The organism is Cellulosimicrobium cellulans (assembly GCF_006539945.1).
In the GTDB taxonomy this organism is placed as follows: domain Bacteria; phylum Actinomycetota; class Actinomycetes; order Actinomycetales; family Cellulomonadaceae; genus Cellulosimicrobium; species Cellulosimicrobium cellulans.
The window spans coordinates 1-24,148 of sequence record NZ_BJNZ01000024.1; the positions used below are offsets into that span (position 1 = coordinate 1).

19 protein-coding genes and 2 tRNA genes are annotated in these 24,148 nt (G+C 73.7%); 9 read left to right on the plus strand and 12 right to left on the minus strand.

Annotated features, from left to right (window positions below; all coding sequences use genetic code 11):
* Window positions 1–168: 168 nt before the first annotated feature.
* The 6 genes from clpX to CCE02nite_RS15650 form a co-directional block, all read right to left on the minus strand.
* Window positions 169–1,455: an ATP-dependent Clp protease ATP-binding subunit ClpX gene (clpX, locus tag CCE02nite_RS15625; protein WP_047232616.1), complete on the minus strand. Its 1,287-nt coding sequence runs from the start codon at window positions 1,453–1,455 to the stop codon at window positions 169–171.
* Between the two features lie 212 nt (window positions 1,456–1,667).
* Window positions 1,668–2,384, minus strand: a complete 717-nt coding sequence (locus tag CCE02nite_RS15630) for an ATP-dependent Clp protease proteolytic subunit (protein WP_047232615.1) — start codon at window positions 2,382–2,384, stop codon at window positions 1,668–1,670.
* Window positions 2,385–2,421: 37 nt separating this feature from the next.
* Window positions 2,422–3,069, minus strand: a complete 648-nt coding sequence (locus CCE02nite_RS15635; RefSeq protein ID WP_047232614.1) for an ATP-dependent Clp protease proteolytic subunit — start codon at window positions 3,067–3,069, stop codon at window positions 2,422–2,424.
* Window positions 3,070–3,328: 259 nt separating this feature from the next.
* On the minus strand, window positions 3,329–4,738 hold the full coding sequence (gene tig, locus CCE02nite_RS15640; protein WP_141390567.1) for a trigger factor: 1,410 nt from the start codon (window positions 4,736–4,738) through the stop codon (window positions 3,329–3,331).
* 110 nt (window positions 4,739–4,848) lie between these two features.
* Window positions 4,849–5,802, minus strand: a complete 954-nt coding sequence (locus tag CCE02nite_RS15645; RefSeq protein ID WP_170227339.1) for a DMT family transporter — start codon at window positions 5,800–5,802, stop codon at window positions 4,849–4,851.
* 85 nt (window positions 5,803–5,887) lie between these two features.
* Window positions 5,888–5,961 (minus strand) — tRNA-Pro (locus CCE02nite_RS15650).
* A gap of 189 nt (window positions 5,962–6,150) precedes the next feature.
* On the opposite strand from CCE02nite_RS15650, the gene CCE02nite_RS15655 reads away from it, so the two are divergent.
* From CCE02nite_RS15655 to CCE02nite_RS15680, 6 genes are all read left to right on the plus strand, one after another.
* A tRNA-Gly gene (locus CCE02nite_RS15655) sits at window positions 6,151–6,221 on the plus strand.
* A 523-nt stretch (window positions 6,222–6,744) separates the two neighbouring features.
* Complete coding sequence (gene cysK / locus CCE02nite_RS15660; protein ID WP_141390568.1) at window positions 6,745–7,680, plus strand: cysteine synthase A; 936 nt, start codon at window positions 6,745–6,747, stop codon at window positions 7,678–7,680.
* 1 nt (window position 7,681) lies between these two features.
* On the plus strand, window positions 7,682–8,311 hold the full coding sequence (gene epsC / locus CCE02nite_RS15665; RefSeq protein ID WP_255318903.1) for a serine O-acetyltransferase EpsC: 630 nt from the start codon (window positions 7,682–7,684) through the stop codon (window positions 8,309–8,311).
* 92 nt (window positions 8,312–8,403) lie between these two features.
* Complete coding sequence (locus CCE02nite_RS15670; RefSeq protein WP_141390569.1) at window positions 8,404–8,757, plus strand: GntR family transcriptional regulator; 354 nt, start codon at window positions 8,404–8,406, stop codon at window positions 8,755–8,757.
* Window positions 8,754–9,767: a DUF1648 domain-containing protein gene (locus CCE02nite_RS15675; protein WP_141390570.1), complete on the plus strand. Its 1,014-nt coding sequence runs from the start codon at window positions 8,754–8,756 to the stop codon at window positions 9,765–9,767. The genes CCE02nite_RS15670 and CCE02nite_RS15675 overlap by 4 nt, the downstream gene beginning before the upstream one ends.
* A 272-nt stretch (window positions 9,768–10,039) precedes the next feature.
* Window positions 10,040–11,083 (plus strand): LLM class F420-dependent oxidoreductase, encoded by a 1,044-nt coding sequence (locus CCE02nite_RS15680; protein ID WP_141390571.1) that lies wholly within the window; start codon window positions 10,040–10,042, stop codon window positions 11,081–11,083.
* 51 nt (window positions 11,084–11,134) lie between these two features.
* Here the strand turns inward: CCE02nite_RS15680 and CCE02nite_RS15685 are convergent, their stop codons facing one another.
* On the minus strand, window positions 11,135–11,551 hold the full coding sequence (locus CCE02nite_RS15685) for an MGMT family protein (protein WP_141390572.1): 417 nt from the start codon (window positions 11,549–11,551) through the stop codon (window positions 11,135–11,137).
* A 66-nt stretch (window positions 11,552–11,617) separates the two neighbouring features.
* Here CCE02nite_RS15685 and CCE02nite_RS15690 point away from each other — a divergent pair, with 66 nt between their 5' ends.
* Window positions 11,618–12,958, plus strand: a complete 1,341-nt coding sequence (locus tag CCE02nite_RS15690) for a GNAT family N-acetyltransferase (protein ID WP_141390573.1) — start codon at window positions 11,618–11,620, stop codon at window positions 12,956–12,958.
* Between the two features lie 3 nt (window positions 12,959–12,961).
* Here the strand turns inward: CCE02nite_RS15690 and CCE02nite_RS15695 are convergent, their stop codons facing one another.
* Both CCE02nite_RS15695 and CCE02nite_RS15700 read right to left on the minus strand, forming a co-directional pair.
* On the minus strand, window positions 12,962–13,987 hold the full coding sequence (locus CCE02nite_RS15695) for an Fpg/Nei family DNA glycosylase (RefSeq protein ID WP_141390574.1): 1,026 nt from the start codon (window positions 13,985–13,987) through the stop codon (window positions 12,962–12,964).
* A gap of 1 nt (window position 13,988) precedes the next feature.
* The gene (locus CCE02nite_RS15700; protein WP_047234459.1) at window positions 13,989–14,450 is read right to left on the minus strand and encodes a ribose-5-phosphate isomerase; all 462 of its coding nucleotides are present in this window, start codon (window positions 14,448–14,450) and stop codon (window positions 13,989–13,991) included.
* A 60-nt stretch (window positions 14,451–14,510) separates the two neighbouring features.
* On the opposite strand from CCE02nite_RS15700, the gene CCE02nite_RS15705 reads away from it, so the two are divergent.
* Entirely contained in the window at window positions 14,511–16,574 is a 2,064-nt protein-coding gene (locus CCE02nite_RS15705) for a M13 family metallopeptidase (protein WP_141390575.1), read from the plus strand.
* An 88-nt stretch (window positions 16,575–16,662) separates the two neighbouring features.
* Here CCE02nite_RS15705 and CCE02nite_RS15710 read toward each other — a convergent pair whose 3' ends face one another.
* Both CCE02nite_RS15710 and CCE02nite_RS15715 read right to left on the minus strand, forming a co-directional pair.
* Window positions 16,663–17,850 (minus strand): hypothetical protein, encoded by a 1,188-nt coding sequence (locus tag CCE02nite_RS15710; protein ID WP_141390576.1) that lies wholly within the window; start codon window positions 17,848–17,850, stop codon window positions 16,663–16,665.
* Between the two features lie 165 nt (window positions 17,851–18,015).
* A complete protein-coding gene (locus CCE02nite_RS15715) occupies window positions 18,016–18,660 on the minus strand; it encodes a mycothiol-dependent nitroreductase Rv2466c family protein (protein ID WP_304363336.1) in 645 nt (214 codons plus the stop codon).
* A gap of 233 nt (window positions 18,661–18,893) precedes the next feature.
* Between CCE02nite_RS15715 and pepN the strand changes: the two genes are divergently transcribed.
* The gene (gene pepN, locus CCE02nite_RS15720; RefSeq protein WP_141390577.1) at window positions 18,894–21,473 is read left to right on the plus strand and encodes an aminopeptidase N; all 2,580 of its coding nucleotides are present in this window, start codon (window positions 18,894–18,896) and stop codon (window positions 21,471–21,473) included.
* A gap of 490 nt (window positions 21,474–21,963) precedes the next feature.
* On the opposite strand, the gene malQ is transcribed toward pepN, so the two are convergent.
* On the minus strand, window positions 21,964–24,147 hold the full coding sequence (gene malQ / locus CCE02nite_RS15725) for a 4-alpha-glucanotransferase (RefSeq protein ID WP_141390578.1): 2,184 nt from the start codon (window positions 24,145–24,147) through the stop codon (window positions 21,964–21,966).
* Window position 24,148 lies beyond the last annotated feature (1 nt).

Consider the following 24,148-nt stretch of genomic DNA (forward strand, 5'->3'; position numbering starts at 1 on the left):
AAAGGGCGTCAGAGCGGCGCTCCGAGAACCCACGGCCGAAGGACCAGGGTGACGGCGCCGCAGCCCCGAGCACCGAGGCCACCCCCGCCGCGGACCCGACCACACGAGCCTGAGACACGACCACGGGTCGACCTCGGCCGACCGGGTTCTCTCTCCGTGGGTTGCGGGTCAGGCGGACTTCTCCCGCGGGGTACGGCTGCGCGCCGTGGACGTGCGCGGCACGATCGTGGGGTTCACGTTGTCCAGCACGACCTCACGCGTGATCACCACACGCTCCACGTCATCACGCGAAGGAACGTCGAACATCACCTGCTGCAACACCTCCTCCATGATCGCGCGCAACCCCCGCGCCCCCGTCCCGCGCAACAACGCCTGCTCCGCGACCGCCTCCACCGCACCCTCGGTGAACTCCAGCTCCACCCCGTCGATCGCGAACATCCGCTGATACTGCTTCACCAACGCATTCCTGGGCTGCGTCAAGATCCGCACCAACGCCTCAGAGTCCAACGCCGACACCGACGCGATCACCGGCAACCGACCGATGAACTCCGGGATCAACCCGAACCGGTGCAGATCCTCCGGACGCACCTGCGCGAACAGATCCTCCCCCGCACCCGTCTCGATCGGCGCACCAAAACCCACACCCCGCTTGCGCGCCCGCGCCGCCACGATGTCGTCCAACCCCGCAAAAGCCCCCGCCACGATGAACAACACGTTCGACGTGTCCACCTGGATGAACTCCTGATGCGGATGCTTACGACCACCCTGCGGCGGCACCGACGCGCTCGTGCCCTCGATGATCTTCAACAACGCCTGCTGCACACCCTCACCCGACACATCACGCGTGATCGACGGGTTCTCCGCCTTACGAGCCACCTTGTCGATCTCGTCGATATAGATGATGCCCGTCTCCGCCTTCTTCACATCGAAGTCCGCCGCCTGCACCAGCTTCAACAGAATGTTCTCCACGTCCTCACCGACATACCCCGCCTCGGTGAGCGCCGTCGCGTCCGCGATCGCGAACGGCACGTTCAACATCCGCGCCAACGTCTGCGCCAGATACGTCTTGCCCGTCCCCGTCGGACCGATCAGCAAGATGTTCGACTTCGCCAGCTCCACGTAGTCCGGGTCGTCGGGGCTCGACGGCTTGGACTGCTCGCCCGCCTGGACGCGCTTGTAGTGGTTGTAGACGGCGACGGCCAGGGCCCGCTTCGCGGCGTCCTGGCCGATGACGTACTGCTCGAGGAACTCGAAGATCTCCTTGGGCTTGGGCAGCTCCGTGAGACCGAGCTCCGTCGCCTCGGCGAGCTCCTCCTCGATGATCTCGTTGCACAGGTCGATGCACTCGTCGCAGATGTACACCCCGGGGCCCGCGATGAGCTTCTTGACCTGCTTCTGCGACTTGCCACAGAACGAGCACTTCAGCAGGTCGGCGCCGTCTGAGATACGAGCCACTACGCGTCTCCTTGTCCCGGTGCCGAGGCCTCCTGCCGTCGGGTTCGACGGCGCGGGGCCCGGGCACGGCCGAGCGAGTCCTGCTCCCCATTCCACACCACGGGGCCCCCGTTGTCAGGTGGGCTCCCCGTACGGGGCGCAACGTGTCGCGCCGTCGTCCCCCGGCGGGGGACGACGGCGCGGCGTGAGGTCATGCTGGACGGGCGGTCACGTCAGGGCTTGTTGACCGCGACGGCCTTGCGGCTCTCGAGGACCTGGTCGACGAGGCCGTACTCCTTCGCCTGCTCGGCGGTGAGGATCTTGTCGCGCTCGATGTCCTGGCGGACCTGCTCGACCGACTTGCCCGAGTGCAGCGCGAGCGTGTCCTCGAGCCACTCCCGCATGCGGATGAGCTCGTTCGCGTGGATCTCGATGTCGGACGCCTGCGCGTAGCCGCCACCCTCCATCGCGGGCTGGTGGATGAGCACGCGTGCGTTCGGGAGCGCGAGGCGCTTGCCCGGCTGGCCTGCGGCGAGCAGGACCGCGGCCGCCGACGCCGCCTGGCCCAGGCAGACCGTCTGGATCTGCGGCTTGATGTACTGCATCGTGTCGTAGAGCGCGGTCATCGCGGTGAACGACCCGCCCGGCGAGTTGATGTAGAGGATGACGTCGCGGTCCGGGTCCTGGCTCTCGAGCACGAGGAGCTGGGCCATGACGTCGTCGGCGGACGCGTCGTCGACCTGGACGCCCAGGAAGATGATGCGGTCTTCGAACAGCTTGGTGTAGGGGTCCTGCCGCTTGAAGCCGTACGCGGTGCGCTCCTCGAACTGCGGGAGCACGTAGCGGGCCGACGGCGCGCCGCCCGGCAGCGCGATGCCGCCGGGACGCGCGCCCGCGCCGGCGAGGCGCTGCGCGGTGGACAGGTACTGGGACTCGGCGCTGAAGCTCACGGGTTCTCCTCGGTGAAGTCTGGTGTCCGGTGCGGGGTCAGGAACCCGTGGTGCCGCCGCCGCCGGTCACGGACGACGCGTTGGTGACGACGTGGTCGATGAAGCCGTACTCCAGCGCCTCCTCGGCCGTGAACCAGCTGTCGCGGTCGTTGTCCTTGAGGATCTGCTCGAGCGGCTTGCCGGTCTGCTCGGCCGTGAGCTCGGAGAGCACCTGCTTCATGTGCATGATGAGCTGCGCGTTGATGCGCACGTCGGTCGCGGTCCCACCGATGCCGCCCGAGGGCTGGTGCATCATGACGCGCGCGTGCGGCGTCGCGTACCGCTTGCCCTTGGTGCCGGACGAGAGCAGGAACTGCCCCATCGACGCCGCCATTCCCATGGCGATCGTCGCGACGTCCGGCTGGATGTACTGCATGGTGTCGTAGATCGCCATCCCGGCCGTGATCGACCCGCCGGGCGAGTTGATGTAGAGCCAGATGTCCTTCTCCGGGTCCTCTGCGGCGAGCAGCATCATCTGGGCGCAGATGGCGTTCGCGTTCTCGTCGCGCACCTCCGAGCCGAGCCAGATGATGCGCTCCTTGAGGAGCCGGTTGTAGATGGAGTCGTTGAGTCCGAAGCCCGGACCCTCGGCGCGGTTGACCGGGGCCGTCGCGTCGGACGGCAGGTACAGCTCGTTCACATCCATCTCCTTCGTCGCTCCCGCGGGTCGCCCCCGCCTGCGCTGCCCTGGCCGGTCCCGGGAGGATGCCCCGGTCCAGCCGTGCTGCAAGTGACCCTAACGCGGTCCGTGCCCGGCGTTCGTCCCGACAGCGCGCGTTTTCGCTGACGGCGCACCAGGCGGCCGGTGCACGCCGTCACGGCACGGGCACGACGACGGCCCGCCCCCTCGCGCGGAGGGTGCGGGCCGTCGTGGGACCTGCTCCGGCCGACCGGCCGGTGCCGTGTCAGGCCTTCGTCGAGTCCTTCTCGTCGTCCTCGACCGGCGCCGCGGCGGCGGCCTCGGTGGAGTCGTCGACGAGCGCCTCCTCGACGGGCTCGGCCGCGACGTCCTCGACCGACTCGTCCGCGGCGGCGTCCTCGTCGTCCGAGCCGATGAACTCGGTCAGGTCGACGACGTTGCCGGCGGAGTCCTTGACCTCGATCTGGCGCAGCGCGACGGCGAGCGACTTGGAGCGCGCGACCTCGCCGACCATCGCGGGGATCTGCCCGCCCTGGTCGAGCGACTGGATGAACTGGTTCGGGTCCATCCCGTACTGGCGCGAGGCGCTCACGAGGTACTCGAGGAGCTCGTTCTGCGCGACCTTGATCTCGAGCTGCTCGGCGAGGGTGTCGAGCAGGATCTGGTTGCGGATGGCGTCGGTCGCCTCGACGGTGACCTCGGCGCGGTGCGTCTCGTCCTCCAGGCGGCCCTCGGACTCGAGGTGGCGGTGCACCTCGGCCTCGACGACGCCCGCCGGCACGGGGATCTCGACCGCGTCGTTGAGCGCCTTGAGGAGCTCGTCGCGCGCGGCGACGGCCTGGTTCGAGGTCTTGATGCTCGCGACCTGCTCGCGCAGGTCGGCGTTGAGCTCCTCGAGAGTGTCGAACTCGGACGCGAGCTGGGCGAAGTCGTCGTCCGCCTCGGGCAGGTCGCGCTGCTTGACGGAGGTCGCCGTGACGGTGACGGACGCCTCCTTGCCCTCGTGCTCGCCGCCGGCCAGCGGGGCGTTGAACGTGGTCGTCTCGTCGGCCGAGAGGCCGGTCAGCGCCTCGTCCAGGCCCTCGAGCATGTTGCCCGAGCCGATCTGGTAGCTGACGCCGGAGACGGAGTCGACCTCCTCGCCGTCGATCTCGGCCGTGAGGTCGAGCACGACGAAATCGCCCTCGGCCGCGGGACGGTCGACGCCGACGAGCGTGCCGAAGCGCTCGCGCAGCGCGTCGAGGCGCTCGGTGACGTCCTCGTCGGTGACCTCGGCGGGCTCGACCGTGATGGCGAGCGAGTCGAGGGCGGGCAGCGTGATCTCGGGGCGGACCTCGACCTCGGCGGTGAAGACCAGCTGGCCCTCGCCGGCCTTGGCCGGGATCTCGGTGACCTCGACCTCGGGCTGGCCGAGCGGGCGCAGGCTCTCCTCGCTCGCGGCCTGGCGGTAGAAGCCGGACAGGCCGTCGTTGACGGCGTGCTCGATGACGGCGCCCCAGCCGACGCGCTGGTCGATCACGCGCGGCGGGACCTTGCCCTTGCGGAAGCCGGGGATGTTCACCTGCTCCGCGATGTGCTGGTAGGCGTGCTCGATGCTCGGCTTGAGCTCGTCGTACTCCACCTCGACGGTCAGCTTGACCTTGGTGGGGTCCAGGGTCTCGACGGCGCTCTTCACTTCGATGATCTCCAACTGATCGGGGCGGGCCGGCGTGCGGCCGGGGACGGCTCCGCACGCGGGCGTACGGGCAACCGTCCCATCGTACGCGAGCGGTCAAGCGTCGCGGGTCAGGTCGACGTGCGCGGACCGGGGCGCTGGACCACCAGGACGACGGCGAGCCCGACGACCGCGGTCGCGACCACCGTCTGCCATCGCAGCCCGACCACACCGAGCAGGTCGAGCAGCACGGCCATGACCATCTGGCCGCCGACGACCGTCAGCGTGAGGACGAACGTGCCGAGGTGGCGCACCGCGTACGCGGCCGCCACGGTGATGAGGGTCCCCAGCGGGCCGCCCAGGTAGAGCCACCACTGCCCGGGCAGCGTGACGCCGTCGAGCCCGCCGAGGAGCGCGGCCAGCGCGCAGACGAGGGAGATGCCGAGGAGCCCGCCCGTGACGGAGGTGAGGGTCGCGACGACCGGGTCGCCCGTGAGCTGCGTGACCCGGCCGTTCCCGGCCTGCTGCCCGCACAGGACGGCGCCGCCGACGAACAGCGCGACCCCCGCGAGGACGGCGCCCCACCCCGCGTCGGTCGTCGCGCCGCCGAGCACCGCGACGCCCAGGCCCACGAGCGCCGCGAGCCCCGCGGCCGCCCGGCGAGCGGTGAGCCGCAGCGGGGCCGGGAGCCCGACGCCGCGCGCGTCGAGCGCGAGGCCCGCGACCGTCTGGCCGGCGACCGAGCACACGGAGGCGACCGCGACGCCGACGAGCGGGACCCCGGCGGCCATGGCGACGACGATCGGGACGCTGCACAGCCCGACCGCGAACCACCACCAGGACGCGGAGGTGCGCAGGACGTGGAGGGTGGGGCGGACCCGACGGCGGGCGACCACCACGAGCACCGTCGCGAGGAAGGTCCCGACGTAGGAGAGCCAGGCCGCGACCACGGGTCCGGTCCCGGCGGCGGCGAGGTCGCCGTTGAGGCGGCCCTGGAGCGAGAGCACGGCGCCGCTGCCCGCGGCGACGACCGCCGCGAGGGTGACGCGCGTCGCCGGTCCGGACGCGGTGGTCGACGTGGTCACGGGCACCTCTCGAGGACGGGACCGACGCGACGGCCCGGACGTCGACGACGCCCCGCGACGCCCCCGGAGGGGCGCCGCGCGAAGGTCGGGGTGACAGGATTTGAACCTGCGACCTTCCGCTCCCAAAGCGGACGCGCTACCAACCTGCGCCACACCCCGTCGCCCGCCGCGGCGGCGGGCCAGGGCAAGTGTACTGGCGGGTGAGGGCACCCTCGTCGGCGCGCCGGAGACCACCGGGCAGACGGCGGGCAGAGCCACCGGGGTTTGCTAAGGTTGCGGCCGCAGGTCGGCGCCGTGCTGGCCCTCGGCCCTTCGGTCGGGGGCCCGGATCCCGGTCCCACGGCCCGTGCGGGCGTAGCTCAATGGTAGAGCCCCAGTCTTCCAAACTGGCTACGCGGGTTCGATTCCCGTCGCCCGCTCCGACGCTCTCGGGCTCCGTCCCGACCGCGGAACCAGAACGTCACGAGGGGCGCCCCGCCAGCCGGCGGGGCGCCCCTCGTCGTCCCGCCGGCACACCGACGCGCCCGAGCGGGCGACCGTCTCGTGGACGGCGTTGCAGGGTCCGGACGCGGACCGATAGCCTCGGGGTCACACGCGCCGCCCGCAGGCCCGGACCTCCGGGCGACCGCGGCGCGACCGACCAGGAGGAGCGAGGAATGACCGCGACGATCGCGCGTCCCGCACCGCTGCACCGCGCCGTGTCGCGCGTCTCCTGTTGTCGCTGTCTCGGCTGTCGCTGACGACCCGCCGCCGACCCCGCGCGCAGCTCCGCGCCGCACCAGGCCGCCCCGTCCGCACGAGCCCGCCCCCGCCGTCGTGCCCGCGCGCCCGCACCGTCCCCGAGAGACGCTGGGCACCGTGATCGCGGACCGCGACGGCCCTCGTCCCCTGATCGGTACCCCCACCCCGGCTCACCCCGAGCCGTCGACAGAAGAGGAAGACATGGCACGCATCTACGACGACGTCACGCAGCTCGTCGGCAACACCCCCCTGGTCCGTCTCAACAAGCTCACGGAGGGCCTCGGCGCCACCGTCGTGGGCAAGCTCGAGTTCTACAACCCCGCGAACTCGGTCAAGGACCGCATCGGCGTGGCGATCATCGACGCCGCGGAGGCGTCGGGCGAGCTGAAGCCGGGCGGGACGATCGTCGAGGCCACCTCCGGCAACACCGGCATCGCGCTCGCGATGGTCGGTGCCGCGCGCGGGTACGACGTCGTCCTGACGATGCCGGAGACGATGTCGAAGGAGCGCCGTGCGCTGCTCCGCGCGTTCGGTGCCGAGCTCATCCTCACGCCGGGGTCCGAGGGGATGAAGGGCGCGGTCAACCGCGCGGACGAGATCGTCGCCGAGCGCGAGGGCGCGATCCTCGCGCGCCAGTTCGCCAACGAGGCCAACCCCGAGATCCACCGCCGCACGACGGCGGAGGAGATCTGGGCCGACACGGACGGCGCCGTCGACATCGTCGTCGCCGGGATCGGCACCGGGGGCACGATCACGGGCGTCGGCCAGGTGCTCAAGGAGCGCAAGCCCGGCGTGCAGATCGTCGCGGTCGAGCCCGAGGAGTCGGCCATCCTCAACGGCGGCCAGCCCGGCCCGCACAAGATCCAGGGCATCGGCGCGAACTTCGTGCCCGAGATCCTCGACACCTCGGTCTACGACGAGGTCATCGACGTCAACGCCGAGACCGCGGTCGAGCTCGCGCGCCGTGCCGCGAAGGAGGAGGGGCTGCTGGTCGGCATCTCGTCCGGCGCCGCGATCGCCGCCGCGCTCCAGCTCGCCGCGCGCCCCGAGAACGCGGGCAAGCTCATCGTGACGATCATCCCCTCGTTCGGTGAGCGCTACCTGTCCTCCGTGCTCTACGCCGACCTGCTGGACTGACGTGACCGACCCGCGTCCTCACCACCGGACGGCCGGCTACCGGCTGCGCCGGTTCGTGCGCGTGCTCGGCGAGGACCTCGAGGCGGCCCGACGGCGGGACCCCGCCGCCCGCAGCCGCCTCGAGGTCGCGCTGGCGTACCCGGGCGTGCACGCCGTGTGGGCCTACCGGCTCGCGCACCGCATGTGGCGCGAGCCCCTGCTGCGTCTTCCGGCACGCCTCGTCTCGCAGGTGGCGCGGGCGCTGACCGGTGTGGAGATCCACCCCGGCGCGCGCATCGGCCGACGCCTGTTCATCGACCACGGCATGGGGGTCGTCGTGGGCGAGACGGCGGTCGTCGGCGACGACGTCGTGCTCTTCCACACGTCCACCCTCGGCGGGCGGTCGATGAAGCGCGGCAAGCGGCACCCGACGCTCGGGGACCGCGTGGTCGTCGGGGCGGGAGCGAAGATCCTCGGGCCGGTCTGGGTCGGCGACGACGTGCAGGTGGGGGCCAACGCCGTCGTCGTCAAGGACGTGCCCGCCGGGGCGGTCGCGGTCGGGGTCCCGGCGAAGATCCGCATGCCCGCCGCCGCGCCCGCGGCGCGGGACGCCGTCGAGGACCCGTCGCTCCTCATCGAGTACGTCATCTGAGCGCACGGACGCGGGGCCGCCGTCGGGCACGACGGCGGCCCCGTCGTCGAGCGCCTTTGTTCTAGTTTCCCTAGAACAACTAGAGTGGGTTCGTGATGTTCCGCATCGACCCGCAGGCCGACGAGCCGCTGTTCGCACAGCTCGTCGCCCAGGTGCGCCTCGGCGTCGTCCAGGGACGACTCGCGCCGGGCGAGCGGCTCCCCGCGGCCCGTGAGCTCGCCGAGGCGCTCGACGTCAACGTGCACACCGTGCTGCGCGCCTACCAGGAGCTGCGCGACGAGGGCCTCGTCGATCTCCGCCGCGGGCGCGGCGCCGTCGTCACGGCACCCGCCGCCGCCGACCTCACGTCGCTGCGGGCCGCCGTCGACCGTGTCGTGGCCGAGGCCCGCGCCCTCGCGCTGCCGCCCGAGACCGTCCTGACACTCTTGAAGGAGGCCCTCCGATGACCCCAGCCACCCCACGCGCACCCGGACGACCGACCGAGGACGACCACCCGCGCCCGGGCGACCACCGCGCGCTCGCGCTCCTCGTCGGCGCCGCAGGAGCGGTCGTCACCGTGGTCGCGGCGCTCGTCGCGTGGAGCTGGTCTGCAGACCTCCCCGACCCGGTGGCGATCCACTGGGGCACGGGCGGCGCCGACGGCTTCGCATCGCTCGGTGCGGCGGTCGCGGGCAGCACGGCCCTGGGCCTGGTCGCCTCGGCGGGGTTCGCGGCGATGACGGCGTTCCTGGGGCGGTCGGCCGCGAACCGGCGGGTCGCCGCGGGGGTCGCCGTCGGGCTCCCGGTCATGCTCGCGGCTCTCACCCTCGGGTCGCTCTGGATCCAGCGCGGCCTCGCCGACGCCCACGACTTCGGCGGCGTGAGCGCCGTCACGGCTGTCGCGCTGGGCACCGGTCTCCTCGTGGGCGTCGCGGTCGGGGTGCTGATCCCGGGCGACCGCCCGGACCCGACCGCCGCCGGGGTCCCCGACGACGCACCCCGGGTCGCCCTGCGCCCGGGCGAGCGCGCCGCGTGGGTCGGGCGCGTGAGCGGCGGGCCGACGGTGCTCGTCGCGATGGGCGCGATCGTCCTCACCACGGTCCTGGCGGTCGTCCTGCGCGAGTGGGCGCTCCTCCTCGTACCCGTGGTCCTGGGGCTGCTGCTCGCGGCGATGATGTCGTGGGTCGTGCGCGTCGACGAGGGCGGGCTGTCGGTCCGGTCGACCCTGGGCTTCCCCCGCACGCGCGTCCCCGCCGACGAGGTCGTGCGGGCCGACGTCGTCGACGTCTCGCCGCTGCGCGACTTCGGCGGCTGGGGCTGGCGCGCCGGTCGGGACGGCGCCGTGGGCATCGTCGTGCGTGCCGGCGAGTCGCTGCGCGTCGAGCGCACGGGCGGCCGCGCGCTCGTGGTCACGGTCGACGACGCCGGGACCGCGGCGGCGCTCCTCAACACCCTCGCCGACCGAGCACGCCGCTGACCCTCGGCGCGGAGGGGTCGCGCCGCGGCGTCGGCGCCGCGGTCTGGCGCGGCGTCGTGCGCGGCGGCGCCCGGGACCACCCGCGACCGGCGCCGGATCGGCTAGTGTGGGACCGGGCGGTACCCGAGACTCCGCGTACCGGATACCCCCTGCCCGGCGCGCGACCGGGTACCGCCCGCACCCCGACCCCGCGCACGACGCCCCGGCACGCCGCCGGGCGCCCGGTGCGCGGGCGCACCCCGTACGACGACCCTCGACGAGGAGGAGCCCGCATGCGTCTCGGCATCCACACCGGCTACTGGTCGGCCGGTCCCCCGGACGGCATCCAGGACGCGATCGTCGCGGCGGACCGCCTCGGCGTCGACTCCGTGTGGACCGCGGAGGCCTACGGGTCCGACGCCTTCACGCCGCTCGCCTGGTGGGGCTCGCGCACGTCCCGCATCCGGCTCGGGACCGCCGTCGCGCAGCTCTCCGCCCGCACCCCCACCGCCACCGCGATGGCCGCGCTGACGATGGACCACCTCTCGGGCGGCCGGTTCGTCCTGGGGCTCGGCGTCTCGGGGCCGCAGGTCGTCGAGGGCTGGTACGGCCAGCCGTACGCCCGCCCGCTCGCCCGCACGCGCGAGTACGTCCAGGTCGTGCGCGACGTCCTGCGTCGCGAGGCGCCCGTCACGTCGGCAGGGCCGCACTACCCGCTCCCCCTGCCCGACGGCACCGGCCTGGGCAAGCCGCTGCGCTCGACCGTGCACCCGCTGCGCGCGGACCTGCCGATCCACCTCGCCGCGGAGGGGCCCAAGAACATCGCGCTCGCGGCCGAGATCGCCGACGGGTGGCTCCCGCTCTTCTACTCGCCCCGCATGGACGCGACGTTCCGCGAGCTCCTCGCCGACGGCTTCGCGCGACGTGCCCCCGAACGCTCGCCCGAGTCCGCGTTCGAGGTGAGCGCGACGGTGCCCGTCGTCGTGCGCGAGCACGTCGAGCAGGCCGCGGACCAGATGCGCCCGTTCCTCGCGCTGTACGTGGGGGGCATGGGCGCCAAGGGCGCGAACTTCCACCGCGACGCGCTCGACCGCCTCGGGTACGCCGAGGCGTGCGACGAGATCCAGGCGCACTACCTCGCCGGGCGCAAGGACCTCGCGGCCGCCGCCGTCCCGACGGCGATGGTCGAGGACGTCGCGCTCGTCGGGCCGCCGGAGAAGATCGCGCGGGACCTCTCCGCGTGGCGCGACACCGCCGTGACGACGCTCCTCGTCCAGGGCGACGCGACGGCCGTGCAGACGCTCGCCCCGCTCCTCGCACCACGACCTCCTCGCTGAGCGCCGGTCACCTGTCGTCCCGCGGTCGCCCGGACGACGGATGCCCTGCACTCAACGGTCGGGGGTGTCGTCCTCGGGGAACCAGACCGCGCGGCGCAGGTCGACGCGACGGCCGTCGCGCGACAGCGGGCACCCCTCGGCGCGCAGCTCGGTGAGCGCCGCGTCGAGGTGGTGCGCGGGCGGCGAGCCGGCCGCGTTGACGACACGCCACCACGGGACCGGCGCACCGTCGTCGTCGACGCCGGAGGACCCCGCGAGCACCTGGCCGACCTGGCGCGGTCCGCCGCGGTGCAGCGTCTCGGCGACGATCTCCGCGACGAGCCCGTAGGTCATGGCGCGTGCCGGCGGGATGCGCCGGACGAGCGCGAGCACGGCGCCCGCGTACTCGGCGGCGAGCGCCGTGCGGTCCGTGCCGAGGTCGCGTGCCGGGGTCCGGTCCGCGGTCGATCCTCCCGTGCGTCGTGCCATGGGTCCCGACCCTAGTCGCCGCATTTGTCCTGGCACGACGGGTGGCGAGCCGGGAGGATCGGGGCCATGAGCGACCACCGCCCCGCACGCCTCCCCGACGGCTACGAGCTCGTCCCTCTCTCGGCGTCCGACCTCCGCGACGTGCTGGAGCTGGACACCACGACGTTCCCGTCCCCGGTCGAGGTCGACGAGCTCGTCGACCTCCCGTTCCCGCTCACGTGGGAGCGCACGCTCGGCGTGACGGTCGAGCACGAGGACGACGACGCGCCGCCCGTCGACGGCGCGCGTCCCGTGCGTCGCGAGCTCGTCGGGATGCATGCCTCGTACCCCTTCGCGCGGTTCCCCGTCCCCGGGGCGACCGCGCCGGTCGCCGGCCTCACGTGGGTGGGCGTCCACCCGGGTCACCGCCGCCGCGGGATCCTCTCCGCCATGATCGACACGCACCTCGCGCGGTGCCGCGAGCGCGGCGAGCCCGTGTCGGCGCTCTTCGCCGCGGAGGCGGCCATCTACGGGCGCTTCGGCTACGGCAAGGCTGCGGACGACCTGCGGCTCACCGTGCCGCGCGGCGCCGCGCTGCGCGACGTCCCCGGCGCCGAGCGCCACACCGTCCGCATCGAGCGGGCCGACCGCGAGCGCCACGGCGCGCTCGTCGCCGCGCTCCACGAGCGGGCGGGCGCCGACGCGAGCGGTCAGGGTGCCGGGATCAACCGGCCCGGGTGGGCGACACGCGAGACGCCCGAGCTCCAGGCCACGTTCTGGGACGACGCGAAGGTGTGGCGCAAGGACCGCGAGCCGACGCGCATCGCGATCGTCGAGCTCGACGGCGAGCCGCGCGGGTACGCACGGTTCCACCGCAAGCTGACCTGGGAGGTCACCGGGCCGCGCGGTCCGGTGAGCACCGGCGAGGTCGTGGCGCTGGACGCCGCGGCGGCACGCGCGCTGTGGGGCGTGCTCACCGACCTCGACCTGACGCACGAGGTGACGCCCTTCATGCTGCCGGTGGACGACGTCGTGACGAGCCTCCTCGTGGACCCGCGCTCCGCGTCGCCGCGCCTCGCGGACAACCTCTGGGTGCGCGTCGTGGACGTGCCGGCCGCGCTCGCCGCGCGACGCTACGCGGCGGACGTGGACGTGGTCCTGCACGTGACGGACGAGCGCCTGCCGCACAACGCGGGCCGCTGGCGGCTGCGTGCCGGGGCCTTCGGGGACGCGACGGCCGAGCGCACCGAGGACGCGGCGGACCTCTCGCTGGACGTGCGCGAGCTCGGCGCCGTCTACCTCGGCGGGGCGTCGCTCGCGGCCCTCGGCGCCGCAGGCCTCGTCACCGAGCACTCCCCCGGCACCCTCGCCCGCGCGGGCGCGGCGTTCGGCTGGCCGATCGCCCCGGTGTGCAGCTGGGTCTTCTGAGGCTCACGCCTGGCAGACGCCGCACCAGTAGAGGTTGCGCCCGGCGAGCTCCTTGAGCAGCACGGGCGTGCCGCACACGCGGCACGGCAGCCCGTCCCGGTGGTAGACGTAGAACGCCTCGTCCGCCGGGACCGCGTCAGGCGCGTCGTCGGTGTTCTGCCGCACGCGGCGGCGCCCGGGCAGCGCGTCGAGGACGTCGGCCGTGGGGGCTGCGCCGTCCCGGTCCTCGGGTCGGGTCGTGACGATCGCTCCCGTCCGGGTGCCGTCGCGCAGGAGGACGACGAGGTCGTCCCACAGGGCGCGCAGGTCCTCGGCGGGCACGTCCCGGCCGGGGCGCATCGGGTCGAGCCGCGCGCGGAACAGGGACTCCGCGCGGTAGATGTTGCCGACGCCGGCGACGACGTCCTGGTTCATGAGGAGCAGCCCGACGGCGCTGCGCGAGCGCCGCACGGCGGCGACGAACTCCTCGCGCGGGTCGCCCTCGCCGGGAGCGGCGTCGCGGATCGGGTCGGGCCCGAGCCGGTCCTCGACCGCCCGCTTCTCCTCCCCCGTGACGACCTCGCACGCCGTGGGCCCGGTGAGGTCGGCGACGGCGTGCGTCCCCACGAGCCGCACGCGCACCGCGCCGCGGGGCGGCGGGGGCGACCACGCGTCGTCGGGCTCGGGCGCACCCGGACCCGCCGGGACCGTCTCGCGCTCCCCGATGCGCCGCCGCGGGGCGCCGATCGCGTGCACGACGGCGGTGCTGCCGTCGCCCGTGAACGTCCAGGCGCCGTAGAGGCCGAGGTGGACGCGGAGCCAGCGCACGTCGTCGGGCCGCCCGGCGGTCCCCTGACCGAGGAGCGTCGGGTCGGCGAACCCGAGGAAGAGCTGCTTGCCCCACGCCTCGCTCGCGACGAGCACGTGCCCGTCGAGCACGGCCGCGCCCGCGGCGAACCGGCCCTGCGGGCTGCTCACCGCCAGCGTCTCGCCCGTGAAGAGCTCGCCGAACGCGCGCGCGAGCCGGTGGACGGTGTGCCCCTCGGGCACGTCAGGCGGAGGTGCCGCGCGTCGCCTCGTACGCCGCGAGCTGGTCGATCCGGCGCTGGTGGCGCGGGTCGCCGCTGAACGGCTCGGCGAGGAACGCGTCGACGAGCTCGACGGCCTCGTCGACCGAGTGCTGGCGCGCGCCCACCGCGACGACGTTCGCGTCGTTGTGCTGGCGGCCGAGGCGTGCGGTCTCGAGGTTCCACGCGAGCGCGGCGCGCACGCCGACGACCTTGTTGGCCGCGATCTGCTCCCCGTTGCCCGATCCGCCGATCACGACGCCGAGCGAGCCCGGCTCGGCGGCGACCGCCTCGCCCGCCGCGAAGCAGAACGACGGGTAGTCGTCCTGCGCGTCGTAGGTGTGGGCCCCGTGGTCGACGACGTCGTGCCCCGCGGCCTCGAGGTGCTCGACGAGATGGGTCTTGAGCTCGTAGCCGGCGTGGTCCGCGGCGAGGTGAACGCGCATGGGCCCATCATGCCTCAGCGAGGCACCGGGACGTCGGGGGGAGGCCGTAGCCTGAGACGCATGACACAGACCTCCCCGACGTCCACGCCCGCGTCCTCGTCCGGCACGACCGGCACCGTCGGCACCGAGCGCTCCGGCATCGACCTGGACGCGCTGGACCCCGTCGTCCGGCCGCAGGACGACCTGTACCGCCACGTCAACGGGCGCTGGCTCGCGACGCACGAGATCCCGGCCGACCGTGCCATGGACGGCGCGTTCCGCGCGCTGCACGACGCCGCCGAGGTCCACGTGCGCGAGATCATCACCGACCTCGGCGAGCAGGTGGCGTCCGGCGCCGGGGACGTCGGCGCGGACGCCGCGAAGGTCGGGGCGCTCTACGCGAGCTTCATGGACACCGACCGGATCGAGGCGCTCGGCACGACACCGCTCCAGACCGACCTCGCGCTGATCGCGGCCGCGACGACGCAGGCCGAGCTCACGGGCACGCTCGGCGCGCTCCAGCGCACCGGGGGCGCGGGCGCCGTCGGCTTCTGGGTGGACAACGACGCGAAGGACCCCGAGCGGTACGTCGCCTACCTCTTCCAGTCCGGGCTCGGGCTGCCCGACGAGGCGTACTACCGGGAGGACCAGTACGCGCCGGTGCGCGAGAAGTACGTGCCGCACGTCGCGCGCATGCTCGCCCTCGCCGGCGTCACGGCCGAGACGTGGGGCGCGGCGCCCGAGGACGCGGCCGTCCGGATCCTGGCGCTGGAGACCAAGCTGGCGGCGAAGCACTGGGACGTCGTGCGCGACCGCGACGCCGACCTCACCTACAACCCCCGCACGCTCGCCGCCCTCGCCGACGAGGCGCCCGGGTTCGACTGGCGCGCGTGGGTGCTCGCGCTCGGCGCCCCGCAGGGCTCGCTGGACGACGTCGTCGTGCGCGAGCCGGACTTCGCGGCCGGCTTCGCCGCGCTGTGGGCGAGCGAGCCGCTCGAGGACTGGAAGCTCTGGATGGTGTACCACCTGGTCACCGCCCGCGCGCCGTACCTCGACGACGAGGTCGTCGAGGCCAACTTCGACTTCTACGGCCGCACGCTGTCGGGCGCGCAGGAGGTGCGCGAGCGCTGGAAGCGCGGCGTCTCCGTCGTCGAGGGCGCGCTCGGCGAGGCCGTGGGCGCGCAGTACGTCGCCCGGCACTTCCCGCCCGCGCACAAGGCGCGCATGGAGGAGCTGGTCGCCTACCTCGTCGCCGCGTACCGCGAGTCGATCACGACGCTCGAGTGGATGACGGAGGAGACCAAGGAGAAGGCGCTCGCCAAGCTCGAGGCCTTCACCCCCAAGATCGGCTACCCGGTGAAGTGGCGCGACTACTCCGCGCTCGTCGTCGAGGCGGACGACCTCGTCGGCAACGTGCGCCGCGCCCACGCGTTCGAGCAGGACCGCGAGCTCGGCAAGATCGGCAAGCCGCTGGACCGCGACGAGTGGTTCATGACGCCGCAGACCGTCAACGCGTACTACAACCCGGGGATGAACGAGATCGTCTTCCCCGCCGCGATCCTCCAGCCCCCGTTCTTCGACCCCGAGGCCGAGGACGCGGTGAACTACGGCGGCATCGGTGCCGTGATCGGGCACGAGATCGGGCACGGCTTCGACGACCAGGGCTCCAAGTACGACGGCGCGGGCCGGCTCGAGGACTGGTGGACGACGACGGACCGCGAGGAGTTCGAGAAGCGCACGAAGGCGCTCATCGCGCAGTACGACGCGTTCCGCCCCGCCCAGCTCGGCGAGGAGGGACCGCACGTCAACGGTGCGCTGACGATCGGCGAGAACATCGGGGACCTCGGCGGCCTGTCGATCGCGCTCAAGGCCTACCGGATCGCGCTCGGCCGACCGCTCGACGAGGCACCCGTCGTCGACGGGCTCACGGGGATCGAGCGCGTGTTCCTCGGCTGGGCGCAGGTCTGGCAGTCGAAGGGCCGGGACGAGGAGGTCGTGCGCCGTATCGCGACCGACCCGCACTCCCCCAACGAGTTCCGCTGCAACGGCGTGGTCCGCAACGTCGACGAGTTCTACGCCGCCTACGACGTGCAGCCGGGCGACGCGCTGTACCTCGCCCCCGAGGAGCGCGTGCGCATCTGGTGACGGGCGACGACGAGGGGCCCGTGGCGGTTCGCCCGCCGCGGGCCCCTCGTCCGTACCGGGTCGGCCCCGGCGCGGTGATCAGAGCTGCTCAGAGCGTCCGGATGCCGGCACGCGCGATCGTGAAGCCCTTGCCCGTCGCGTCGTCCCGGCAGGTCATGCCCGTCTCCGCGCTGTCGCACGTGAACGGGCCGACCGTCTTGGACGTGCCGTAGTCGAGCACCGCGGTGCCGTCCGGGGCGGGCTGCGGCTGCTCGGCCGCCGGGACGCAGGGCTGCTCGACGCTGCCGTCGGCGCCGAGGACCACCTTGTATCCGACCGTGCCGTCGCAGCCCGCCACGGGCGCCGGCTGGGTACCGAGCTGGGCGATCACGCACGTCGCGCTGAGGTCGGTGACCTCGCACGTGATGTTGAGGGACTCCGACGCGAACGTCTCGGACACGGTGGGCTCGGCCGGCGGCGTCTCCTGCGTGCTCTCGGTGGCGCTCGCCGCCGGGGGCGTCGTCGTCTCACCCGCGGGGTCGTCGTCCCCGCCCCCGAGGAGGGAGATCGCGAACACGATGGCGCCGATGACGAGCAGCGCGTCGACCACGATGAACGCGATCCACCCGGGGCTCAGCCGGTCCGACCGGCGGCCACCGCCGCCGTTGCCCCCGCCGCGCCCGGCGGGCGGTCGAGGCGTCGGGCCCGAGGCGCCCGCGCCGGCCGCCTCGCGGGACGACGCGGCGGACGCCGCCGCCGCCGAGGCCGGCGGGTGGTAGGCGGGCTGGGGCTGCTGGGGCGCGGCCGAGGCGTAGCCCGCCGGCACCCCGGGCTCGTACGCGGGGGCGCCGGGAGCCGCGTACGCGCTCGTCGGCGCGTAGCCGGTCCGCGCGGCGTCCGCGGGCGCGTAGACCGGTCGGCTCGCGGCGGTCCCGACGGGAGCGGCGACGCCGAACCCGTTCTGCTCCGTCGCGTAGCGCACCCGTTGCGGGGGCACCGGTGCGGGCACCGCCGGCTGGGCCGCGGTCGGGAGCTCCGTGATCGGCATGACGTGCTGGACGGTCGTCGGCTGGAACGACGACGCGACGACGGTCGGCTGACCGTCCGCCGGCGTGGCGCGGGGCGCCTGGGCCGTCGGCCCGCTCGTGGGCGCGAACGACGGCGGCACGGCCGCCGCGGCGCCCGGCACCGGGCCGGCGAACGCCTGGGTCGGCTGGGCGTCGTCCCTCCCGACCGCGCGCCCCGGCACGCCGCCAGGGGGCGGCGGCGGTGGTGGCACGGGTGCGTTCGGGGACATGCGGCTCCTCGCGGGCTCCTCGTCGGACTCACCCGGCACGACCGGGCGGCGGGCGCTCCTGACACCGCCCGCGACCTGACGAAGCATGGCACGAGGCACCCGTGCGGGTCGAACCCCGCCGACGGCCGGACGGTCCCGTCGGCGGGGTCGCGATGCCCGACCGGGTCAGTCGAAGACGGGCCCCTGGGTCCGCGTGCGCTTGAGCTCGAAGAAGCCGGGCGTGCTCGCGACGAGCACGCACCCGTCCCACAGCCGACCTGCGGCTTCGCCCTTCGGGGCGGGCGTCACGACGGGGCCGAAGAACGCGGTGTCGCCGAACGCGACGACCGGCGTGCCGACGTCCTCGCCGACGCGCCCGATCCCCTCGGCGTGCGACGCGCGGAGCTGCTCGTCGTAGGCGTCGGAACCCGCGGCCCCCGCGAGCGACGCGGGCAGGCCCACCTCCGCGAGCGCCTCGAGCAGCACCGCGTCGTAGTCCGTGCGGCCGCCCGGGTGCAGTCGCGTCCCGATCGCGTCGTAGAGCGGCTTGACGACCTCGTCGCCGTGCTCGACGCGGGCGGCGGTGACCACGCGCACCGGGCCCCACGCCTTCTCCATGAGCTCGCGGTACTCCTCCGGCAGGTCCCGGCCCTCGTTCAGCACGGCGAGGCTCATGACGTGCCAGCGGACGGTGACGTCGCGCACCTGCTCGACCTCACCCATCCATCGGCTCGTCATCCACGCCCACGGGCACACGGGGTCGAACCAGAAGTCGGCGACGCGCACGGCGTCCTCGGTCGCGGTGGTGTCGGACGTCGCGGTGAGGGTCACGGGACGGGTCTCCTTCGTCGTGGGCGGCGCCCGGTGGACCCGGGTCGCCGGAGTGTCGGGGCGGCGTGCGCGGACGGCGACGCCGTCGCCCACCCAGTCTCGACACCGGGCGGCCGCAGCGTATTCCCGGAGGGTGTTCCCGGGAGCGGGCGCGGGCGCCCGTGGGATGATCGTCCGTGGCCCACAGGCCGCCGTCGAGGCCGCCCGGCCCGACCCGAGACCGAGGAGATGCAGTGCCCGGAGAGAACCTCACCCGCGCCGAGGCGAGCGAGCGCGCGGCGATCGTCGACGTCCAGTCCTACGAGGTCGACCTCGACCTCACGACGGGGGCGACGACGTTCGCGTCGACGACCGTGGTGCGGTTCACCGCGACCGAGGGGGCGAGCACCTTCGTCGACCTCGTCGCCCCGACCGTGCGCGAGGTCGTGCTCAACGGGCGCTCCCTCGACCCGGCGGAGGTCTTCGCGGACTCGCGCATCGCGCTCGAGGGTCTGGCGGCCGACAACGAGCTGCGCGTCGTCGCCGACTGCGCGTACACGAACACCGGCGAGGGCCTGCACCGGTTCGTCGACCCGGTCGACGGCGAGGTCTACCTCTACACCCAGTTCGAGGTCCCCGACTCGCGGCGTGTGTTCGCCGTCTTCGAGCAGCCCGACCTCAAGGCGACGTTCGCGTTCACGGTCACCGCCCCCGCGGCGTGGGAGGTCGTGAGCAACCAGCCGACGCCGGCACCCGAGGCGCTCGGCACGAAGGCCGACCCGACGGGCACCGGCGCGGGCGACGTCGAGGTCGCGCGGTGGGCGTTCGAGCCGACGCCGCGCATCTCGTCGTACATCACCGCGCTCGTCGCGGGCCCGTACGTCGTCGAGCGCAGCGAGCTCACGTCGTCCGACGGCCGCACGATCCCCCTCGGGGTGTTCTGCCGCGCGTCGCTCGCGGACCACATGGACGCCGACTACGTCTTCGACAAGACCCGCGAGGGTTTCATGTTCTTCGAGTCCGCGTTCGAGCACCCGTACCCGTTCGACAAGTACGACCAGCTCTTCGTGCCCGAGTACAACATGGGCGCGATGGAGAACGCCGGCTGCGTCACGTTCACCGAGACCTACGTGTTCCGCTCCAAGGTCACGGACGCCGTCAAGGAGCGCCGCGTCGTGACGATCCTCCACGAGCTCGCGCACATGTGGTTCGGCGACCTCGTCACCATGAAGTGGTGGAACGACCTGTGGCTCAACGAGTCGTTCGCCGAGTACGCGTCGACGCTCGCGACCGCCGAGGCGACGGAGTGGCGCGAGGCCTGGACGACGTTCGCCGCGATGGAGAAGTCGTGGGCGTACCGCCAGGACCAGCTCCCCTCGACGCACCCGATCGTCGCGACGATCAACGACCTCGAGGACGTCTTCGTCAACTTCGACGGCATCACCTACGCCAAGGGCGCGTCGGTGCTCAAGCAGCTCGTCGCGTGGGTCGGCAAGGAGCAGTTCCTCGCGGGCGTCGCCGCCTACTTCCGCAAGCACGCCTGGGGCAACACCGAGCTGCGGGACCTGCTCGTCGAGCTCGAGGCCACGAGCGGGCGCGACCTCACGCAGTGGTCCGCGCTGTGGCTCGAGACGGCGGGCGTGAACACGCTGCGCCCCGAGTTCGAGCTCGACGCGCACGGCCGCTTCACGACGTTCACGGTGGTGCAGTCCGCCGCCCCCGACTACCCGACGCTGCGCCCGCACCGCCTCGGCATCGGCCTCTACGACCTCGTGGACGGCGTCCTCACGCGGGTCCACCGTGTCGAGGTCGACGTCGACGGCGCCCGCACCGAGATCCCCGAGCTCCTCGGGCTCGACCGCCCGCAGCTCGTCCTGCTCAACGACGACGACCTCGCCTACGCGAAGATCCGCCTCGACGACGCGTCGCTCCAGGTCGCCACCGAGCACCTCGCGGACCTGGCGGACCCGCTGGCCCGCTCGCTCGTCTGGGGTTCCGCGTGGGACGCGACGCGCGACGGCGAGACGCCGGCCGGCGACTACGTGCAGCTCGTGCTCGGCAACATCGCGCGCGAGACCGAGTCGACGACGATCCGCACGACGCTCAACCAGCTCGCGCTCGCCGCGAAGACGTACGTCGCGCCGGAGCGCCGGGACGAGACCCTCGCGCACGTCGGAGACGTGCTCTGGTCGCTCGCGCAGGACGCCGCCTCCGGCTCCGACCTGCAGTTCCAGCTCGTGAAGTTCTTCGCGCACCTCGCCTCCACCCCCGCGCACGGCGAGGCGCTACGGTCGCTGCTCGACGGCTCGGCCGCCCTCGACGGGCTCGAGATCGACACCGACCTGCGCTGGGAGATCCTCGAGGGCCTGGTCCTGCTCGATCTCGCGGACGACGACGAGATCGAGGCGACCCTCGCCGCCGACTCGACGGCGACCGGCCAGCAGTCCGCCGCCCGCGCCCGTGCGACGGTGCCCACCGCCGAGGCGAAGCGCGCGGCGTTCGACCGCCTCGTCGGCTCGGACGACGCGCCCAACGCGATCGTCCGCGCCACGACGCTCGGCTTCCAGCACGTCAACGACCCCGAGTCGCTCGCGCCCCTCGTGGGCACGTACTTCGACGCGCTGCTGCCGCTGTGGGACCAGCGGTCGTACCACATCGCCGAGGCGCTGGTGACCGGGCTCTACCCGGCACCGCTCGCGAGCACCGTGCTGCGCGACGCGACCCAGGAGTGGCTCGACGCGAACGCCGACGCCGCCCCCGCGCTCCGTCGCCTCGTCGTCGAGAACCTCGCCGGCGTCGAGCGCGCCCTCACCGCCCAGGCCGCCGACGCCTGACCTCTCCCCGAAGCGCCGGGTCGCCCGTCACGACGGAACGGCCCGGCGCTTCGCACTCTGTCTCGACGCACGGTCGGTGTCCGCGACCCGAAGTCGGCGTCAAGCCCGCGAGGCCGGTCCGCGGTGCGGCGCTGCCCACGGCCCGCCGCCCGCCGAGGTACGACCCCGCCACGCGGGTCGTCTCCCGGCCGGGCGAAGACCACGGCGAGACGACGTCGGGCGGGGTGGGTGGTGGTGCCGCGTCGTGGCGGGCCTGGAACGAGGGATCGTCCGGAGTGAGCTGGCGAACGCAGGACGATCCCGACCGAGAACACGGGAGCCGCGAGGAACGAGCGGCGGATGGAAGTCGCGGCACCACCACCCACCCCGACCACCCAGGGCGGCCACACGCCGTCGGGCACGGTGACCACGGCTCTACCTCGGCCAACCACGGCTCTACCTCGCGCGACCAGGGTTCTACCTCGCCCGACCAGGGTTCTCCCTCGGCGGGTCAGAGGGCGTCGTTCATGGCCTTCGCGAGGGAGCGCAGGCGGGCGGAGTCGAAGAGGTCCTCGAGCAGGACGACGTTGCCCGACGAGTCACCGAGCGGAACCTTCCAGTTGGGGTACTCCTGGTCGGTGCCGGGCTGGTTCTGCGAACGGCGCTCCCCCACGGCGTCGGCGAGCGAGACGCCGAGCAGGACGGCAGGCGTGGCGCGGATCAGGCGGTGCAGAGCCTCGACGAGCTCGCGCTCGGACGCGTCGTCACCGACGAGCCCGCGCTCGCGCAGGAACGCGACCATGGCGTCGCGCTCGGCGCGGGCCGCGCGCCGCACGTCGGCGACGTCCTCGGTGAGGACGCGCAGGCGGTCCCGGAGCTCGACGTGCTCGCCGGCGAGGTATCCCGCCGTCGGCGGCAGGTCGTGGGTCGTGACGGTGGCGAGCGCGAGCCGGCGGTAGTCCTCCGGGGGCAGCGGCGCACCGTCGCCCGTCTTCTCGAACCAGAGCACGGACGTGCCCAGCACGCCGCGGTCGGCGAGGTAGTCGCGCACCCAGGGCTCGAACACGCCGAGGTCCTCGCCGATGACGATCGCCCCGGCGCGGTGGGCCTCGAGGCACAGGATGCCGATGAGGGCCTCGTGGTCGTAGCGGACGTACGCGCCGGCGTCGGCGCGCGCGCCGCCCGGGATCCACCACAGGCGGAAGAGCCCGATGACGTGGTCGATGCGGATCGCGCCCGCATGGCGCAGGACGGTCCGCAGCATGTCGCGGTAGGGCGCGTACCCGGCGCGGGCGAGCGCGCGCGGGTGCCACGGCGGCTGGGACCAGTTCTGCCCCTGCTGGTTGTACATGTCCGGCGGCGCGCCGACGGAGACCCCGGTGGCGAGCACGCCACGGTGCGCCCACACGTCGGCTCCCTCGGGATGCACGCCGACGGCGAGGTCGTGCATGATCCCGACCGACATGCCCGCCTCGCGCGCGGTGCGCTGGGCGGCGCGGAGCTGCTCGTCGGCGACCCACTGGAGCCAGCAGTAGAACTCGACCCGGTCGGCGAGCTGGTCGCGCAGCGCGGCGACGGTCGGCCCGTGCGGGTCGAACGCACCGGGCGGCCAGTCGCGGTCGCCGTAGTGGTCGGCGAGCGCGCACCACGTCGCGAAGTCCTCGAGGCCCCGGCCCTGCTCGGCACGGAACGCGTCGAGCGACGCCTGACGCGCGGTCGAGCGCGGCGCGGCGAAGACGACCTCGAGCGCGGCCTTCTTGGCGTCCCAGGCCGCGTCGCGGTCGATCGGTCCGGGGTCGGTGTCGAGGTCGCGCACCGGGTCGAACGCCCACTCGACGAGGGAGCGGTCCGCGGCCGACAGGTAGCCCGTCTCGCGGATGTCCTCGACCCGGACGTAGAGCGGGTTGACGAAGCGCCGGCTCGTCGGCAGGTAGGGCGACGGCGTCATGGGCGTTCGCGGCTCGGCGGCGTGCAGCGGGTTGACGAGCACGAAGTCGGCCCCGGCCTCGCGCGCGGACAGCCAGGCGAGGTCGGCGAGGTCGGCCAGGTCGCCGACGCCCCACGAGGCCCGCGAGCGCACCGAGTAGAGCTGGGCCATGAAGCCCCACGCGCGCCGCTCGACGACCGCGGTGGGCAGCTCGAGCCGTTGCGGCGTCACGACGAGCGTCGCACGGGCCTGCGTCCCGTCGCTCTCGGCGTGCAGGTCGTGCCACCCGAGGGGCAGGTCGGCGGGCACCTCGAACGTCGCGCGCCCCACGCGCCGGCCGTCGACCGTGCGCGGCTCGACGAACACGTCGAGCTGGCCGAGGTCGCGGCGCTCGCGCGTGGCCCGTGCCGCGTGCTGCCCGGTCGGCTGGCCACCGTGGCGTGACGGCTCGGCCTCGAGCTCGACCCACACCTCGACGGCGGACCCGTCGAGGACGTGCACGGGGAGCGGCACGGCGTCGCCCTGCCGCACGACGACGGTCGGCGGCAGCATCTGACGCCAGGCGTCGTCGCGCGAGTGCTCGAGGCTGACCGCCACCTTCTCGGGCGACGAGGCGGGCACGCCCAGGGCCTCGAGCACGGCGACGAGCGTCGAGGCGCGGACCTGGCGGCGCGTCCCGTCGAAGTCCCAGAAGTCGGACGCGACACCGTGGGCGTCGGCCAGCTGCACCAACGGCTCGGGCAGGTCCGTCTGCGGGGGTTCGCTCACG